This window comes from Salegentibacter sp. 24 (assembly GCF_004362395.1).
Lineage (GTDB): Bacteria > Bacteroidota > Bacteroidia > Flavobacteriales > Flavobacteriaceae > Salegentibacter.
Window position 1 is genome coordinate 93,077 of sequence record NZ_SNWE01000010.1, and the last position, 18,591, is coordinate 111,667.

An 18,591-nucleotide genomic window follows, 5' to 3' on the forward strand; every position below is an offset into this window, starting at 1 on the left:
GATTAATTTGGTAGCGGAACAAACCCTGTTTCTCCAGGTACTATAGGAAAGTTCTGATTTTTCCAATTGTTCCTGGCTTGTTTCATAAAATTTTTATCAGAAGCTACAAAATTCCATTGGATATGCCTCTCTTCTTTGAAAGGTTCTCCTCCAAGAATATAAATTGTTGTATTCTTATCCATTTCAAATTCACATAGCTTATGATCCTTGGCTATCAAAATTTGTTTAGATCCATACGTATTCCCATCACTAAAAATTTTGCCTTCCAGAATGTAGAGACCTGATTCTCCAAAAAGATCTTTACCCAAATTCAGTTTTCTTTTTTCACTGCTTTTCAATTCCACAAGGAATAATTTACTATGTACAGGTAAAGGAGATTTGCGTCCAAAACATGCTCCGGCAATTAGTTTATTGGAAATTTCATTTTCATTCCACTGTGGGATTTCCTTCTTTTCGATATGACTAAAGGAAGGATCTATGTTTTATAGTTCTTTGGGAAGACCAACCCATATTTGTAATCCATGTAAGGATTTTTCTTTATTACGTAATGGCTCTGGAGTTCTTTCCGAATGTACCACTCCTTTACCTGCAAATCTATGATCATCGCCATTTTGGCTTAAAGAATATGACATAATTTCTAATATTTAATACAAAGTTAGAAGCTAAGATCCAGCTATTGACCTTTGATAAGAAGCAAAATTAAGTTCTATTGGATAGATCCCTGCGTAGCCTGTTTAAACTTTCAGGGGAAAAATAGGTAACCGAATAGGTTCCATTTAATTGATACCAAACAAAAAAAAATGATTTCCAGTTTTGCTAAAAGCACTGAAAATCATTTATTTAGGTGTTTCTTGATGTATTTTGATACTCAAAAAGTCGGGGTGGCAGGATTCGAACCTGCGGCCTCCTGCTCCCAAAGCAGGCGCGATAACCGGGCTACGCTACACCCCGTAACTTGATAACTTACGTTATCATCAATTCCAATATTTCAACTTACAGTCCTTAAATTATCCTTCAAAGCGGGTGCAAATATAAGAAAACTTATCACTCTACAAGAAAAACTTTAGAATTTTTATATCTTAGTTGAATCTTGCCAATAATGCAGGATAAGCTAATCAAAAAAAAAAATATTATGAAGCGTATTTTATTATTAATAGGCATAGTTTTTATATTCTCGGCCTGTGGAGAAAACGAAAAATCAGAAGAAAAAGCAGAAATTGAAGTAAAAACAGAAAAGACTAATCAGGATAGCGAAAATCCGGTACCTGAGAAACAGCCCGAAATAGTTTCTCCAGAACGGGAGTATCAACACGAGGTAGTGGCAGGAGATATGTCAATTCCATGGGGTTTTGATTTTCTTCCTGATGGAAGCATTTTAATCACTGAGAAAGGTGGTGATATTTTTCATTATAAGAATGGTGTAAAAACTGCTATATCCGGTGCTCCCGAAATTTACAATCAAGGCCAGGGTGGTTTGCTGGATATTGCTCTTCATCCTGATTATGAAAATAATAATTGGGTTTATATCACCTACTCCTCTACAAAAGGTGAAGCCGAAGGTGGAAATACAGCTTTGATGCGAGCAAAATTGGAAAATAATCAGCTTACCAACAGTGAAGTCCTTTACAAAGCCGAACCTAATTCAACCCGAGGTCAGCATTTCGGTTCAAGGATTGCCTTTGATGATAAGGGACATGTATTCTTCAGCATAGGAGATAGAGGGAATAGAGATGTCAATCCACAGGATATCACAAGAGATGGCGGGAAGATCTATCGATTAAATTTAGATGGAAGTATTCCCTCGGATAATCCGTTTGTAGGCGTGGAAAATGCAAAGGAAGCTATTTATTCCTATGGTCATAGAAATCCCCAGGGCATGTTTTTTAATCAAGAAACCGGAGAAATTTGGGTTAACGAGCATGGACCAAAAGGTGGTGATGAAATCAACGTTATTAAACCGGGAAAAAATTACGGCTGGCCGGTGGTTACCTATGGTGAAAATTATGATGGAACAACCATCACCGAAGATCGAACCGGACCTAAGTTTCAAAACCCACTCACCTATTGGGTTCCTTCTATCGCCCCTAGTGGTTTTGAAAAAGTAACTTCCGATAAATACCCTGAATTAAAAGGTAATCTTTTGGTTGGGTCACTTAAATTTCAATACCTAGAACATTTAGCATTGGAAAATGGCGATGTAACCAAAAGAGAAAAATTATTAGAAGGAATGGGAAGGTTGAGAGATGTACAACAAGGTCCTGACGGTTTCATTTATGCCGCAATAGAAGGCACTGGAATTGTGAGGGTGTTACCTATTGAAGAAACAGAATAATTTTAATGATTTATTTGAAAATTACTTTTTGAGTAATAAAACATCATATTTATTTCTAATTTGGGGCAAATGTTTAAATTTGCCTCAAATTTTTTTAGATGCTCATTATAGGAATTACAGGTGGCACCGGTAGTGGAAAAACTACGGTAGTAAGACAGATTATAGATGAATTAAAAAATGAAGAGGTAGATGTTATATCACAAGATTCTTACTATAAAGATCTAAGCCATTTATCTAAGGAAGAACGGATAAAAACCAATTTTGACCATCCAAAATCTATTGATTTTGATCTTCTTGTAGAACACCTAAAAGAATTAAAGGCAGGCAATACTATTCAGCAACCTGTTTACTCTTTCACTGAACATAACCGAACCAAACAAACCCTTGAAACACAGCCCAGGAAGGTAGTTATTGTTGAAGGTATTTTAATTTTTGCACATCCGGACATCAGAGAAATGTTTGATATCAAAATCTATGTGCACGCTGATAGTGATGAGCGATTAATTCGCCGACTTAAAAGGGATATTTCTGAACGAGGGCGCGATCTGGACGAGGTTCTTTGGCGATACCAAACCACGCTTAAGCCTATGCATCAACAATTTATAGAACCGACAAAAGAATTTGCTGATTTGATTATCCCCACCAACCGCTATAATACCGTAGCTGTTGATATTGTACAAACCATAATAAAAGACCGCTTGGCCTAATTTTGTATCTTTAAGCCAAATAGTTGACAAAATTCTAAATTTTATCAACTTGACCAAAATAATCTTAATTAGTTACTGAAGTTAGAAGGTGTGAAATTAAAAGAATTAAGAAATAAAAAATGGTTTAAAATTATCAGCAATAAATACGTGCTGTTAATACTTATTTTTGGAGGTTGGATGTTTTTCCTTGATAGCAATTCCTGGTTAATTCACAACGAACTCAATCAGGAAATAGAAGAACTTGAGGAAAACAGGCAATACTACAGGAATGAAATTTCTAAAGATAAAGCCATTATTAAGCAGCTTCAGGATTCAGTAGAAATGGAGAAATTTGCTCGCCAGCAGTATTACATGAAGCGACCTAATGAAGAAATATTCATTATAGAATACGACACCATTCAGGACTAATTTTCAGAAAAACCACGCAATGAAAAACTCATTATTTCAGGAATTTGAAGAGGTTTCTGCAAAGCAATGGAAACAAAAAATTCAATTCGACCTCAAGGGGGCCGACTATAATAAAGAACTCGTATATAAATCTCTAGATGGAATAAACATAAAACCTTTTTATAATTCTGAAGATATTGAAAATCACATTCGAACACCTTCTCCTAAAAACTGGAACATATGTGAGCGATTATATGTTATTTCTGAGCAAAAAGTTAATAAACGGGCCCTGGATGTGTTGCAGAAGGGAGCTGAAAGCCTTTGGTTTATTATTCCTAATGAAGACATTTCAGTAAAAGAACTGTTCAAAGGTTTACCACTGGAAAAAACTATTATATATTTAAGCTTTAGTTTTTTTTCTAAAAATTATTTCAAACGTTTTCGGGAGTTCTTTAAAGAAAAAGATCACCAAATTTTCTTTCAGTTTGATATCGTAGGAAATCTTGCCAGGTCGGGAAACTGGTTTCACAATCTTAACAAAGACCATGAAATTTTTGATTTTATTTTTGATCAATCCAAAGAATTTGAATCAGTCGTAAGCATAGACGCTACTCTGTACCAAAATGCCGGAGCAACTATTCCACAACAACTGGCCTATTCCATGGCCCATGTAAATGAATATCTTAATCATTTTCAGGGCACAACAAATTTTGAAAAATTTCATCCTCAATTTTTAATTGCTTCCGGATCAAATTATTTCTTCGAAATCGCAAAAATCAGAGCCTTAAGATGGCTTTACGGCATTTTAGCTGCTGAATATAAAACCCTGGAAACCTGTCATATCCTTGCCCAACCTACCAAAAGAAATAAAACGCTTTACGATTTTAATGTGAATCTTCTTAGAACTACCACGGAAAGCATGAGTGCGGTTTTGGGCGGAGCCGATACGGTTTACAATATGCCTTATGATGCGATTTACCATAAAAACAACATTTTTGGAGATAGAATAGCCCGCAATCAGTTGTTGGTGCTGAAGCATGAGGCCCATTTGGATAAGGTGTCCAATGCAGCCGAAGGTGCATATTATATTGAAAGCCTTACAAAACAATTTGCAGAAAGTGCTCTAGAAATTTTTAAGGAAATTGAAAAAGGTGGTGGATTTTTAAAGCAATTAAAAGAAGGCATAATTCAGCGAAAAATAAAGGAAAGCGCACAAAAGGAACAGGAACATTTTGACAATGGCAAGATCGTATTAATCGGGACTAATAAATTTGAGAACCCTCAAGATAAAATGAAGGAGGAATTGGAATTATATCCGTTTTTAAAACAAAACCCTCGAAAAACTTTAATTGAACCGATCCTGGAAAAACGTTTAAGCGAGCAGCTGGAACAAATACGCCTGAAACAGGAGAAAGCTGATTAATTTTAAAACCTAGTCATGGCCAGAAAACAACTTCAACATATTAAATTACAGCAACCGAAACTTGAACAAGGACTAAAAGAAAAAGAAAATAACTTTTTTGAAACCCCGGAGGAAATAGATTTAAAACCGCTTTATGCCCCCAATGATACAAATGAATTAAAGCATTTAAATTTCGCAGCTGGAATTCCACCATACCTGCGCGGACCTTATAGCACCATGTATGTTCGGCGTCCCTGGACAATTCGACAGTATGCCGGTTTTTCGACTGCGGAAGAAAGCAATGCTTTTTACCGAAGGAACCTGGCTGCCGGTCAAAAAGGACTATCGGTAGCTTTTGATCTTCCAACCCATCGCGGATACGACAGTGACCATGAACGCGTGGTTGGCGATGTAGGAAAAGCTGGAGTAGCTATAGATACGGTGGAGGATATGAAGATCCTTTTTGACCAAATTCCACTTGATAAAATGTCGGTGTCTATGACAATGAATGGCGCTGTATTACCAGTTTTAGCATTTTATATTGTAGCCGCAGAAGAACAGGGTGTGAAACCCGAACAACTTTCAGGAACCATTCAAAATGATATTTTAAAGGAGTTTATGGTGAGAAATACCTACATCTACCCTCCTACCCCTTCGATGAAGATCATTTCTGATATTTTTGAATATTCTTCTCAGCATATGCCCAAATTCAATAGTATAAGTATTTCCGGGTATCATATGCAGGAAGCAGGTGCTACCTGCGACATTGAACTTGCTTATACCTTAGCTGATGGACTGGAATATATCCGCAAAGGTTTGGATGCCGGGATGGATATAGATAGTTTTGCGCCCCGACTTTCGTTCTTCTGGGGAATTGGGATGAATCATTTTATGGAAATAGCCAAAATGAGAGCAGCTCGTATGCTTTGGGCTAAACTCGTAAAAAAATTCAATCCTAAAAATCCAAAATCGCTTTCACTTAGAACCCATTCACAAACTAGTGGCTGGAGTTTAACTGAGCAGGATCCTTTTAATAATGTAGCGCGTACCTGTATTGAGGCTGCAGCAGCTGCTTTTGGTGGCACCCAAAGTTTGCATACCAATGCTTTAGATGAAGCCATTGCGCTACCGACGGATTTTTCCGCAAGAATTGCTCGTAATACGCAGTTGCATCTTCAGCAAGAAACAAAAATCACTAAAACAGTAGATCCTTGGGCAGGAAGTTATTATGTTGAAAAACTTACTGATGAAATTGCAGAAAAAGCCTGGAATTTGATTCAGGAAGTTGAAGAACTTGGAGGAATGACCAAGGCTATCGAGGAAGGAATTCCCAAGATGCGTATTGAAGAAGCGGCAGCGAAAAAGCAAGCCAGAATTGATAGTGGAACTGATATTATTGTAGGTACTAACAAATACCGACTTGAAAAAGAAGACGAATTGGTTACTTTAGAGGTCGATAACCAGACAGTAAGAAAACAACAGGTGGAACGTCTGGAAAAAATTAAAGCTGAACGAAATACTGGAAAGGTAAAAACAGCCTTAAAGAATCTTACTGAATGCGCCAGAAAAGAAACCGGTAATTTACTTAGCTTAGCAATAGAAGCAGCAAGAAATCGTGCGACTCTTGGTGAAATCAGCGATGCTTTGGAAGACGTTTATGGTAGGCATAAAGCTAAAGTACAAACCTTTAGCGGTGTATATTCTAAAGAAATGAAAGACAATACTTCTTTTAAAAAGGCCAGGGAACTGGCTGATAAATTTGCAGAACAGGATGGCCGAAGGCCTCGAATTATGATCGCAAAAATGGGTCAGGATGGTCATGATCGTGGCGCAAAAGTAGTGGCTACCGGGTATGCCGACCTAGGTTTTGATGTAGATATTGGTCCGTTATTTCAGACGCCAAAAGAGGCAGCCAAACAAGCCGTAGAAAACGATGTTCACATCCTGGGAGTTTCTTCCCTTGCGGCAGGACATAAAACCTTAGTACCCCAGGTTCTGGAAGAATTAAAGAATTTAGGCCGTGAAGATATTATGGTAATTGTGGGAGGGGTAATTCCATCACAAGATTATCAATATTTATTTGATGCCGGTGCAGTGGCTGTTTTTGGGCCTGGAACTAAAATTAGTGAAGCCGCAATTCAGCTTTTAGAGATTTTGATCGATAATTAAGAGAAGACAACCTGCGGGAATGCATCGAACTATTTAAGGCTCACCCAGGATTAGATTTTAAACCAATGAATTAATATATATTATGGACTTTACTAAAAAAATGCTGCGGGACGATGCTTTAAAAGGCAAAACAATTATCGTAACAGGCGGCGGTAGCGGGCTTGGAAAAGCGATGACCAAATACTTTATGGAACTTGGCGCCAATGTTGCCATTACTTCAAGAAATATTGAGAAACTTCAAAACACTGTTAAAGAACTTGAAGATGAAACCGGCGGAAAATGTTTTGCTGTGCAATGTGATGTTCGGCATTATGATCAGGTAGAACATATGAGAGATGAAGTTTTAAAGAAATTTGGAACTGTTGATATTTTACTGAACAATGCCGCCGGGAATTTTATCTCTCCTACCGAAAGATTAAGTGCCAATGCATTTGATACGATTATTGATATTGTATTAAAGGGAAGTAAGAACTGCACAATGGCACTTGGAAAACATTGGATTGACGAAAAACAAAAGGATAAAACTGTATTAAATATCGTAACTACTTATGCTTGGACAGGTTCGGCTTATGTGGTACCGAGTGCTACAGCCAAAGCAGGGGTTCTGGCCATGACACGTTCTCTGGCCGTAGAATGGGCCAAATACGGAATTCGATTCAACGCAATTGCACCTGGGCCATTTCCTACTAAAGGTGCCTGGGATAGATTATTGCCTGGTGATCTAAAAGACAAATTCGATCTTGCCAAAAAGGTACCTTTAAAAAGGCTTGGCCAACACCAGGAGTTAGCAAACCTTGCTGCTTACTTAGTTTCAGATTTTTCAGCTTATATAAATGGCGAAGTAATTACCATAGATGGTGGCGAATGGCTTAAGGGTGCAGGACAGTTCAATCTACTGGAAGCTATTCCAGAGGAAATGTGGGATCAATTGGAAGCGATGATTAAATCAAAAAAGGGCAGCTAGGTTTTTTACCATCCCATTACTATATCCTATCATTAAAGAAAAGCTGAATCTATATTCTATTTACCAGTTTGCCATCCAATATCTAATTTGAAACATTCCATAGGAGGCATTAATGTTTTAATCCAAGACATACTGCCATTCTATCTAAAAGATTCCTTGAATTTTTAGATAGAAAGTTGAGAGGAAGTAGAAAACAAGTATGTACACGAACATTATTTGTGGGTAACACCAAGATCTAAAAAAGTAAAACTGAAGGATTAGGTGCCAAATTTTAATCCCGAATTCTTAAAAACCCACTTTTTAAAAAACCGTTTGTTAAGCTTTTAGGTCACCATTCCTTTTTTATGTATAAGCTGTTAACAAAATCATTTTATAAACCTGTAATAAATTGTATTTTTACCCTTCAAAAATCATAGAGACTTAATGGGTAAAATCATTGCTATTGCAAACCAAAAGGGAGGAGTGGGAAAAACCACTACCTCGGTAAACCTGGCCGCTTCGCTTGGAGTACTTGAAAAAAAAGTATTGTTAATAGATGCAGACCCACAGGCAAATGCCACTTCCGGACTCGGAATTGACGTTGAAGAGGTTGAGTTAGGTACTTATCAGCTTTTTGAAGACTCAATAACTCCAGGCGATTGCATTCAAAAAACCAGTTCTCCCAACCTAGATATAATTCCAGCGCATATAGACCTTGTGGCCATAGAAATCGAGCTAGTTGACCAGGATCAAAGGGAATCAATGTTAAAAAAGGCCATTACCCCCTTAAAAGACCAATATGATTTTATTTTAATTGACTGTGCCCCTTCCCTTGGTTTATTAACATTGAATGCTTTAACGGCATCCGATTCCGTGGTGATACCCATTCAGTGCGAGTATTTTGCCTTGGAAGGCCTGGGAAAATTACTAAATACCATAAAGAGCGTTCAGAAAATTCATAACAATAAATTAGACATTGAAGGCTTATTGCTTACTATGTACGATTCACGCCTTAGACTCTCTAACCAGGTTGTAGAGGAAGTCCAGAAGCATTTTGGTGAGATGGTTTTCGACACAATCATTCAAAGAAATGTGCGTTTAAGTGAAGCGCCAAGTTATGGTGAAAGTATTATTAACTATGACGCAGGTAGTAAAGGAGCCAGTAACTATTTAAGCCTGGCCAATGAAATTATTAAGAAAAATCCATAGAAGATGGCGAAGGCGACCAAAAAACAAGCTTTAGGCCGAGGCCTTTCAGCTTTATTAAAAGATCCACAAAATGATATACAATCAGCAGAAGATAAAAATGCAGATAAACTGGTTGGACATATTGTAGAACTGGATTTGGAATCTGTAGAAGTAAATCCTTTTCAGCCAAGGACTAGTTTTAATGAGGATAGTTTAAAAGAACTAGCCTCTTCAATTAAGGAACTTGGTGTAATCCAACCTATTACTGTTAGGAAACTGGATTTTGATAAGTACCAATTGGTTTCCGGAGAACGACGGTATCGCGCTTCAAAACTGGTGGGCTTGGCGACAATTCCGGCGTATATAAGGATCGCTAATGACCAGGAATCTCTTGAAATGGCGCTGGTAGAAAATATTCAACGTCAGGATCTGGATCCAATAGAAATTTCACTTTCCTATCAGCGGCTTATTGATGAGATTAACCTTACTCAGGAACAGCTTAGTGAGCGTATTGGTAAAAACAGATCTACCATAGCCAATTATTTACGCCTTTTAAAACTCGATCCCATTATTCAGACGGGAATGCGCGACGGCTTTATGAGCATGGGCCATGGCAGGGCGATTATCAACGTAAACGATCCACAAAAGCAACTGGAGATTTATGAAAAAATACTTCAAAAATCTTTGTCAGTTAGAGAAACCGAGCAATTGGTTCGCGAGATAAACGAAGGTTTGAAAAGTTCCAAGTCCACGAAAAAACCAGCTGCTATTCCTGCATCATACAAAAAGGAAATTAAGGAGTTTTCAGAATATCTTGGAGCAAAAATAGACATAAAGATCACTAAAAAGGGTGGTGGAAAACTCAGTATACCTTTTTCTTCCCAAGAAGATTTTAATCGGTTAAAAAAACTTATTCAAGGTGAAAACTAATTGGATTTTATCATTTTTTAGTTTTCTGTTGTTCGTCTGCTCACTTACGGCCCAGGAAGATTCTTTAATAATTGAAGAACCTGTGGTAGAAGAGAAGGTTGTTGAGCAAGAAAAAGATTACAAACCCTATAATGCGCTTGCCCCTGCTAAAGCGGCATTTTACTCAGCTGTCTTACCAGGTTTAGGGCAGGCATACAACGGGCGTTACTGGAAAATTCCTATTATTTATACAGGGCTTGGAATAGGCGTTTATTTTTATCTTGATAACGATAAAGAATACGACAGATACCGCTCAATCTATAAAAGAAGAATCGCAGGATACCGGGATGATGAATTTATTGTGGATGGTAAAGAAAGAATTACAGCGGAAGGTTTGATAAGGGCGCAGGAATTTTATCGCCGTAATAAAGAAATTTCGATTTTAGTCACTGCCGGAATTTATATTCTGAACATAATTGATGCAAATGTTGACGCCCATTTACAGCAATTTAATGTAAGTGAAGACCTAACGGTAAAACCTAGTTTAAATCTTGATAATTACACAGGGAAATCCCGCTATGGCTTATCGTTAAATTATACTTTTTAATAAACCAAAAAATAATATTGTTTACATTTTTAGTTGTAGAATCTGCTTTTAAAAAATAACATTAAAATATAAATAATGAAAATAGCACTTTTAGGATACGGAAAAATGGGTAAAGCGATTGAAGAAATTGCCAAGAACCGTGGCCACGAAATTGTTTTGAAGCTCGAGGAAGATATTGAGAGTTTCGAGCTTGAAAAAATGAAAATTGACGTAGCTATTGATTTTAGTGTACCAAAAGCGGCATTTAAAAACATTACCACCTGCTTTAAAAATAAAATCCCGGTGGTCTGTGGTACGACTGGATGGTTGGATGACTATGAAAAGGCAGTGAAAATATGCAAAAAGGAAGACAGTGCTTTTATTTATGCTTCAAATTTTAGTGTGGGTGTAAATCTCTTTTTTGAGCTTAATAAGAAATTAGCTGAGATCATGAATGGCATGACCGATTATGAGGTGGAAATTGAAGAAATTCATCATACACAAAAGCAAGACGCCCCAAGTGGAACTGCAATAAGCCTGGCCCAACAGATCATCGCTGAAAACGACAAAAAAAATGCATGGCAACTCGACCATGCAGAAGCAGATGAGATCCCGGTCAGAGCAAAAAGAATTGAGGATGTTCCAGGTACACATACTGTTTCTTACAGCTCTAAAATAGATTCTATAGAGATTATGCATACCGCCAAGTCGCGTGAAGGATTTGCTCTTGGAGCAGTAATTGCCGCCGAATATATTAAAGATAGGAAAGGTATTTTCACGATGAAGGATGTACTTTCCAATGAATTTTAAATAAAATATAGTAACAAACACTCCATTTTGTTACTAATAAGCAAAGCATAAGATTATGACGTTTACACAATGGTTTCTATTTTTTCTGGTAGTTCAGGTTATTCATTTCGCGGGCACCTGGAAACTTTATAAAAAAGCCGGAAGAAAAGCCTGGGAAGCCGCAATTCCTGTATACAATGCAGTAATTTTAATGAAGATAATAAATAGGCCCTGGTGGTGGGTAATACTTCTATTTATTCCCATTGTAAACCTGATAATGTTTCCGGTAATATGGGTGGAAACCATTAGAAGTTTTGGTCGGCATAGCAGAACAGATACTTTTTTAGCCATTCTTAGCCTTGGCTTTTATATTTATTATATAAACTACGCTACCGATGTAAAATATATTGAAGATCGTAGCCTAAAACCAAGAACTGCCGCCGGGGAATGGGTGAGTTCCATCTTATTTGCCGTAATTGCGGCTACTATAGTGCACACTTATGTGATGCAGCCCTTTACCATACCTACATCCTCTTTAGAAAAAACACTTTTGGTTGGAGATTTTCTTTTTGTAAGTAAATTTCATTACGGTGCAAGATTACCTCGAACAGCGGTCGCATTTCCTATGGTGCACGATACTATACCTGTTTTGGGAATCAAATCTTATCTTAGTTACCCTCAAATACCCTACTTGAGACTACCTGGTTTTGAAGACATTGAACGTAACGATATCGTGGTGTTCAACTGGCCAGTAGACACGGTGAATGCTTTTCAGCAATATGGTGATGGGAAGTATTACTACAAGCCTATAGATAAAAAATCAAATTATGTAAAACGTGCTGTGGGACTTCCCGGAGATTCACTGGAAGTTAGAGCTGGGAAAGTGATTATAAATAATCAGCCACTCGATCTTCCGGGTCGTGCAAAGACACAGTTCACTTATATAGGTACTACCAATGGTCAGGGTTTTAGTCCCCGATATTTATACGAGGAATATGATATTACCGACGGGTATTATCACAATCCAAATACCAATCAGTTTTATATAAAAGCATTAACAGAAGCTGCATATAACCGCATTAAAAATCATCCTAATGTTACCAGTATCCAACGATATTCTGATTCCTTAGGAGCGAAAGATCCTCGTATTTTTCCTAACAACGGAAAACTTAACTGGAACAATGACTTTATGGGCCCGGTTTACATTCCCAAGGAAGGTGCAACCGTATCACTAACTCCTGAATCTTTACCATTCTATAAACGGATTATTGAAACCTATGAAGGAAGTGAAATTGGTATTGATAACGAATTGAGCGTTAACGGCACCCAAGTTTTACTAAATGGACAACCCGCAGATTCCTATACTTTCAAACAGAATTATTACTGGATGATGGGTGATAACCGTCATAATAGCGAGGATAGTCGAACCTGGGGATTTGTTCCCGAAAATCATGTAGTGGGCAAACCAGTATTTATTTGGATGAGTTGGGACACCAATGCGGAAGGTTTTTTTAATAAGATAAGGTGGGATAGGGTTTTCACAACGGTTAAAGGTGAATCCAAACCTATCTCTTATCTACCCTATTTTTTAATAATAGTCGTAATCATTATTGCCTTCAATTATTTTAAAAAACGCCGGAAAAACCAATAGATGGAAAGCATATTAATACATCCATCCTATTTTGGGCCTATTGCTCAATATGTTGCCCTGGCAAAGGCTGATCATGTTTTTTTTGAAAACGAAGATAATTATCAGAAGCAAACCTACCGTAACCGGATGTATATCTATGATTCCAATGGAGCATTATTGCTAAACATTCCTATAAAGCATCGCTCAACCGTTACGGGAGAACCAAAGCAAGCCGGAAAGCATCAGCTTTACAAGGAAGTTAAAATTGAAAACGACTTCCAATGGCAAAAACAACATTGGCGAGCCTTAAAAGCTTCTTATCAAACTTCTCCATTTTTTGAATTTTATGAAGACGACATTTACCCGCTCTACCATTCGAAATTCGAAAATTTACTGGACTTTAATTATGCCTGCTTAGCATTTATTACCGACTCGCTTCAATTAGATTTAAATTTCAAAAAAACCTCAGAATATATACTTCATCCTAAGCAGAAGAAAGACCTGAGATTTTTGATTGATGCTAAATCAAAAATCAGTTTTAAACACGATCAATATGCTCAGGTTTTTAAGGACAAGCACGGATTTTTGTCGAATTTAAGTATCCTTGATCTCCTTTTCTGTGAAGGTCCTAACACCCTAAATTTTCTGGAAGTTCAAGAGTTTAAATTTTAATTCGAGTAAGAATGGGATAGTGATCTGAGAATGAATTTTTATATCGCTCAAAGGAGTTTATCTGGATACCTGATTCTACCAGCATAAAATCTATACGCAAAGGAAAATAGTTCAATTTAAAAGTTTGACCGAAACCCTGCCCTGAATTTAAAAAGGCATCTGTAAATCTACCTTCAGCGGTTATCATCTCATAAATATAAGAAAAAGCGGTGTTGTTGAAATCTCCAGCTATAATGGTTTTATATCCGTCTTCATTTACTTTATCCATCATCATTTCTGCCTGTTCCTGTTGCATACTAAAGCCCTGCCCTATTCTACCCAATAATTTTTTTGAATCTTCCTTTCGTAGTGCATCAATCTCGGGTTTAATATTTAGTGATTGAAAATGAACATTAAAAATGCGCAGGGTATCTTCCTTTACTACCACATCTGCATAAATCGCATTGTTGTTGCCATCGTGGGGAAAACCTACTGAATATTTTCCAATAATTGGATACTTAGAAAAAATAGCGGAACCGAACTCTGAATTCTTTCCTTTTCTGTGCACATAATGATACGGATAGATCCTTTGTAATTTTACTTCATCCACCGTATGTTCCTGGGTTAATAAAATGTCAGGATCTTTCTCCTTTATGAAATCGGTTATTTTTGTAGGGATGTTCTTTTCCCGGGTCCAGTTATAAGCATTAAACAATCTTACATTATAGCTCATGATACTCAACTCTTCTTTAGAAGTTCGGGTATCCCCACTAAATTGATAAAGACTTGTTACATAATTGAAACCGATAAGCAGAATAAGAAAAGACAGCAAAAACTGTCTTTTAAACCTTACAAGCCAGAAAATCAAAAATACCAGGTTGATAAGAATTAAAATAGGAACCCCAAGACTTAAGACTGAAAGCAGCGGAAATGATTTCGGGGGAATAAAAGCAAGCAGATAAGAGAGTAAAAGCCCAGTAGCTGCCAGGGAATTAAAGATAAAAATGATCTTATCCAAAAGGCCAAGGTTTTTCATTTAATCTTCTTTACCAGCTTTAAAAAGGAAATCTTTTTCAGTTTTACTCAAACTATCGTATCCACTTGTACTTATTTTATCTAAAATTGTATCAATTTTCCGCTGCTTTTCATCCTTTTCCATTTTCCGGGAGAAGGAAGATCCAGATTGTGTGGTGGTCTTGGCAGATGCCTTACTGGCTGTTTTTCGGTAAACGGTTTTCATTTTCGCCTTTCGTTCACTCGGTTTGAATAAGCTCGCCAAACTATCCATTATTTTCTCAAACCATAAACCGATATCATTTCCTTTTTGTAATTGCTTGGTATAAACATAACCCAAGGCCGCACCCCCAAGATGTGCAAGATGTCCACCAGCATTACTGATCGGAATTTGAATAACATCCAATGCTACCAGAAAAGCGGCGATCCACCAGAATTTTATGCTCCCTATTAAAAGAAGTCTAACGCGCATATTTGGAATATAGGCCGCAATACCAACTAAAACTGCCATCACCCCTGCTGAAGCTCCAATTAAATAGGAACGGCCAGTTGACTGGAACGCGGGGAAAAGATTATAGCTTAACATATACACCAAAGCACCCATGATCACTCCTAAAAAAAAGTAATTAAGTAATCGTTTTGGAGAAAAATAGTTCAGAAAATAGATTCCCGAGAAATATAAGATCAGCATATTAGAAAGGATATGCCAAATGTCACCGTGTAAAAAGGCATAGGTAATTATAGTCCAGGGTTTATAGATAAACTCCCCCAATTCCTTTGGAAAAACAAACCACTCCAGTAAAAATTCTGAAGGTAACTGAAACAAATAAGTTAAGGTTCTAAGCAAAAAGAACAAGAGAAATATCACCACATTTATGGCGATCAGTTTTTCCACAACCGTAGCGGTTTGGAGTTTATATCTTAATTTTTCAGATCCTTTCATCAATCCCAACGATTTTGATTAAACTGGTTTTTCTTCCAGTACCACATCATAATAAAGCCAAATAAGGCTCCACCAACGTGTGCAAAATGTGCCACACCTCCACCAAATAACGAATATCCTGTTAATCCTGAAAACAAATCGATTAGAATAAGTACTGGAATAAAGAATTTTGCTTTTATAGGTACCGGCACAAAGAGCAAGAATAATTCCACATTTGGAAACATCATTCCAAAAGCAACCAGAATTCCATATATTGCTCCAGAGGCTCCAACAGCCGGGGTATTTACACTCTGATACAAATCCTGCAGGGTTTCCTTGGGGATCGAATCTAATATTGCAGTGGCGTATTCCCCTGTCCTGAGCAATTGTTCTATACTTCCCATGCTCATTCCGGCATCCAGCAAAGCATTGTAACCGGTTTTAAATTCTATAAAATTCACCAAGGTATGCAACAAAGCTGCTCCAAGTCCAGCTGAAAAATAGAAGAAGATAAAGCGTTTTTGTCCAAGCATTTGTTCAATGGGCCCTCCAAAAGCCCAAAGTGCATACATATTAAAAATAATATGCATCAAGCTGCCATGCATAAACATATGGCTAACAAACTGCCAGGGCATAAAATTCTCATTCTCAAAGAACCAAAGTGCAAATAATTGATATGCATAATCACCCAGAAACTGGCTACCAACAAAAAAGATGATATTGATGATTAAAAGTACTTTTACTGTGTCGGTAATTCTTCCCATTTACATAAATTTTTTATCCAGCTCGTCTACCGTTAAAGTAACGAAAACCGATCTGTTAGACGGGCTTAACCCGGGTTCTTTACAAGCGAACAAACGATTAACGATATGTTGCTGCTCGGTATTGTTTAATAATGTTCCGGATTTTACCGCCATTCCCTTTGCAAGGGATTTAGCTAATAAGTCGGTTTGCGAAAACCCATTATCAGGTACATCGTTTTCAAAATCTGCTATGAGTTGTTCTAACAATATTTCTACTTCACTTTCTGAAATAAGCGTCGGTATTCCAACTATTTCCACGAAATCGCTTTTTACTTCTGAAAAAACAAATCCCGTTTGTTCAAGTGAATCCTGTAATTGTTTGAGTATTTCTATTTCGTGCGTATTGAATTGAAGGTTCAACGGAAACAATAACTGTTGACTCACTGCAGCTGAAACCGTTATATTCTTTAGCATTTCCTCATACAAGATCCTGGTGTGAGCACGATGTTGATCGATCACCAAAATTCCACTTTTCAACGTGCTAACAATATACTTTTTATGAAGCTGAAAGGTAGATTTTTCTTGTGAATCTTCTGAGGGTGCAAATAAATTTCCTGTTACCTGCTCACTTTCAAATTCAATTTCATTAAAATCATTCCCGTTTTGTAAAGAATCTTCGGTTTGTAAACCTGAATATAAACTTTCCCAACTTTCTCCCCGCTCTCTTATAAGATTTAAAGAAAAAGAATTAGAGGTTCCTCTATGGGTTCTTGAATTTTCCTCTCGAAAGGGATTAAAATTTTTATCTACTTCAACCTGCGGTACTGCTGCTGATTTATTTTTGTATTCGTAGGGCGTATCCAGGTTAGCATCCCTGTCAAAATCTAAAACCGGAGCAACATTGAATTGTCCCAAACTATGTTTTATCGCACTTCTTAGGATTGCATAGAGTGCATGTTCATCGTCAAACTTAATTTCAGTCTTAGTAGGATGAATGTTGATATCAATACTTTTGGGATTAACTTTTAAGAATAGGAAATAGCTTGGATAGGATTTTTCCTTTAGCAAACCTTCAAAAGCGGCTACTACCGAATGATTTAAATAAGGGCTTTTTATAAACCGGTTATTCACAAAAAAAAACTGCTCTCCCCTAGATTTCTTAGCAAATTCGGGTTTTCCAACAAATCCTGAGATTTCAACGATCTCGGTTTCCTCTGTTACCGGCACCAGTTTTTCATTGGTTTTTCCACCAAAAATATTGGTGATTCGTTGGCGGTGATTGCATTGGGGAAGCTGAAACAGCTCGTTTCCATTATGAAATAACGAGAAGGAGATTTGCGGATGTGCCAATGCCACTCTTTGAAATTCATCAATTATATGACGAGTCTCGACCACATCAGATTTTAAAAAATTTCTTCTTGCCGGAATATTATAAAAAAGATTTTTAACACTTATCGAAGTTCCTTTTGGACAAACACAAACATCTTGATTTGAAACCTTACTGCCTTCTACCTTTATCTGTGTGCCTACCTCCTCATCTTCTGGTTTTGTTTTTAATTCCACGTGTGCAATAGCAGCGATCGAAGCCAGTGCTTCTCCACGAAAACCTTTGGTCTGCAAACTAAAAAGATCTTCAGCAGATTTTATTTTGGAAGTGGCATGGCGTTCAAAACACATTCGGGCGTCGCTTTGGCTCATTCCCCTGCCATCGTCTATAACCTGGATAAGGGTTTTACCCGCCTCCTTGATTACCACCTGAATATTTTCTGATTCTGCATCAATAGCATTTTCCACCAGTTCCTTAACCACCGAAGCAGGGCGTTGCACTACTTCCCCGGCAGCAATCTGGTTGGCTACATGGTCTGGTAAAAGTTGAATTATATCACTCATTTATGGCTGGTTGGAAAAGATGGACAGATCAAAATCAATTATCCATAAAAAAATAAATACCAGCACCATAATAATTATAAGCAAGCGCTTATTCATCTCCCGGTTGCCCCTGTTCCTGCTGGATTTACGTACTTCGGCCCATTGAGAACCGAAATCTATATCGTTTGTAGTTTCCCTATATTTATTGAATTTAGAATCAAAACTATAAATATTACCCGCATCTTTCCCCTTATAATATCTTGGGGTATAATTATAACGGGCATTCTTTCTGGGTTTATAAATTTTGATTTTCAAAATATGCTGATTTTTGGTAGTAGTTCAAATTTACT

Annotated in this window: 17 protein-coding genes, 1 tRNA gene and 1 pseudogene; 12 read left to right on the forward strand and 7 right to left on the reverse strand. The window is 37.2% G+C overall.

All coding sequences use genetic code 11. The features are described from left to right. Positions 1-2 precede the first annotated feature (2 nt). A pseudogene (locus tag DET49_RS09015) lies at positions 3-590 on the reverse strand (pirin family protein); the annotation flags it as partial. A 286-nt stretch (positions 591-876) separates the two neighbouring features. Next, positions 877-951 (reverse strand) — tRNA-Pro (locus DET49_RS09020). Positions 952-1,132: 181 nt separating this feature from the next. Between DET49_RS09020 and DET49_RS09025 the strand changes: the two genes are divergently transcribed. From DET49_RS09025 to DET49_RS09080, 12 genes are all read left to right on the forward strand, one after another. Further along, positions 1,133-2,332 (forward strand): PQQ-dependent sugar dehydrogenase, encoded by a 1,200-nt coding sequence (locus DET49_RS09025; RefSeq protein ID WP_133547770.1) that lies wholly within the window; start codon positions 1,133-1,135, stop codon positions 2,330-2,332. A 98-nt stretch (positions 2,333-2,430) separates the two neighbouring features. Continuing rightward, complete coding sequence (udk, locus tag DET49_RS09030) at positions 2,431-3,039, forward strand: uridine kinase (RefSeq protein ID WP_133547771.1); 609 nt, start codon at positions 2,431-2,433, stop codon at positions 3,037-3,039. Between the two features lie 90 nt (positions 3,040-3,129). After that, positions 3,130-3,447: an FtsB family cell division protein gene (locus DET49_RS09035; RefSeq protein ID WP_133547772.1), complete on the forward strand. Its 318-nt coding sequence runs from the start codon at positions 3,130-3,132 to the stop codon at positions 3,445-3,447. A 19-nt stretch (positions 3,448-3,466) separates the two neighbouring features. Then, positions 3,467-4,849 (forward strand): methylmalonyl-CoA mutase subunit beta, encoded by a 1,383-nt coding sequence (locus DET49_RS09040; RefSeq protein ID WP_133547773.1) that lies wholly within the window; start codon positions 3,467-3,469, stop codon positions 4,847-4,849. Positions 4,850-4,864: 15 nt separating this feature from the next. Continuing rightward, positions 4,865-6,997, forward strand: coding sequence for a methylmalonyl-CoA mutase (scpA, locus tag DET49_RS09045; RefSeq protein ID WP_133547774.1), 2,133 nt, complete (start codon positions 4,865-4,867; stop codon positions 6,995-6,997). Positions 6,998-7,079: 82 nt separating this feature from the next. Next, entirely contained in the window at positions 7,080-7,961 is an 882-nt protein-coding gene (locus DET49_RS09050) for an SDR family oxidoreductase (RefSeq protein WP_133547775.1), read from the forward strand. Between the two features lie 423 nt (positions 7,962-8,384). Further along, positions 8,385-9,149, forward strand: a complete 765-nt coding sequence (locus DET49_RS09055) for a ParA family protein (protein ID WP_133547776.1) — start codon at positions 8,385-8,387, stop codon at positions 9,147-9,149. Between the two features lie 3 nt (positions 9,150-9,152). Beyond that, a complete protein-coding gene (locus DET49_RS09060; RefSeq protein WP_133547777.1) occupies positions 9,153-10,058 on the forward strand; it encodes a ParB/RepB/Spo0J family partition protein in 906 nt (301 codons plus the stop codon). Next, on the forward strand, positions 10,048-10,644 hold the full coding sequence (locus tag DET49_RS09065; RefSeq protein ID WP_133547778.1) for a DUF5683 domain-containing protein: 597 nt from the start codon (positions 10,048-10,050) through the stop codon (positions 10,642-10,644). Before DET49_RS09060 ends, DET49_RS09065 begins: the two co-directional genes overlap by 11 nt. 75 nt (positions 10,645-10,719) lie before the next feature. Next, on the forward strand, positions 10,720-11,433 hold the full coding sequence (gene dapB / locus DET49_RS09070) for a 4-hydroxy-tetrahydrodipicolinate reductase (protein ID WP_133547779.1): 714 nt from the start codon (positions 10,720-10,722) through the stop codon (positions 11,431-11,433). A gap of 55 nt (positions 11,434-11,488) precedes the next feature. Further along, a complete protein-coding gene (gene lepB / locus DET49_RS09075; RefSeq protein WP_133547780.1) occupies positions 11,489-13,063 on the forward strand; it encodes a signal peptidase I in 1,575 nt (524 codons plus the stop codon). Continuing rightward, a complete protein-coding gene (locus DET49_RS09080) occupies positions 13,064-13,714 on the forward strand; it encodes a WbqC family protein (protein ID WP_133547781.1) in 651 nt (216 codons plus the stop codon). On the opposite strand, the gene DET49_RS09085 is transcribed toward DET49_RS09080, so the two are convergent. Genes DET49_RS09085 through DET49_RS09105 form a run of 5 tightly spaced genes read right to left on the reverse strand, consistent with a single transcriptional unit; the run spans position 13,704 to position 18,556 of the window. Beyond that, on the reverse strand, positions 13,704-14,729 hold the full coding sequence (locus DET49_RS09085) for an endonuclease/exonuclease/phosphatase family protein (protein WP_133547782.1): 1,026 nt from the start codon (positions 14,727-14,729) through the stop codon (positions 13,704-13,706). The genes DET49_RS09080 and DET49_RS09085 overlap by 11 nt on opposite strands. Then, positions 14,730-15,650 (reverse strand): rhomboid family intramembrane serine protease, encoded by a 921-nt coding sequence (locus DET49_RS09090; RefSeq protein WP_133547783.1) that lies wholly within the window; start codon positions 15,648-15,650, stop codon positions 14,730-14,732. Next, positions 15,650-16,393: a rhomboid family intramembrane serine protease gene (locus DET49_RS09095; protein WP_133547784.1), complete on the reverse strand. Its 744-nt coding sequence runs from the start codon at positions 16,391-16,393 to the stop codon at positions 15,650-15,652. Before DET49_RS09095 ends, DET49_RS09090 begins: the two co-directional genes overlap by 1 nt. Continuing rightward, the gene (mutL, locus tag DET49_RS09100) at positions 16,394-18,262 is read right to left on the reverse strand and encodes a DNA mismatch repair endonuclease MutL (RefSeq protein ID WP_133547785.1); all 1,869 of its coding nucleotides are present in this window, start codon (positions 18,260-18,262) and stop codon (positions 16,394-16,396) included. Further along, entirely contained in the window at positions 18,263-18,556 is a 294-nt protein-coding gene (locus tag DET49_RS09105; protein ID WP_133547786.1) for a hypothetical protein, read from the reverse strand. Positions 18,557-18,591: the final 35 nt, after the last annotated feature.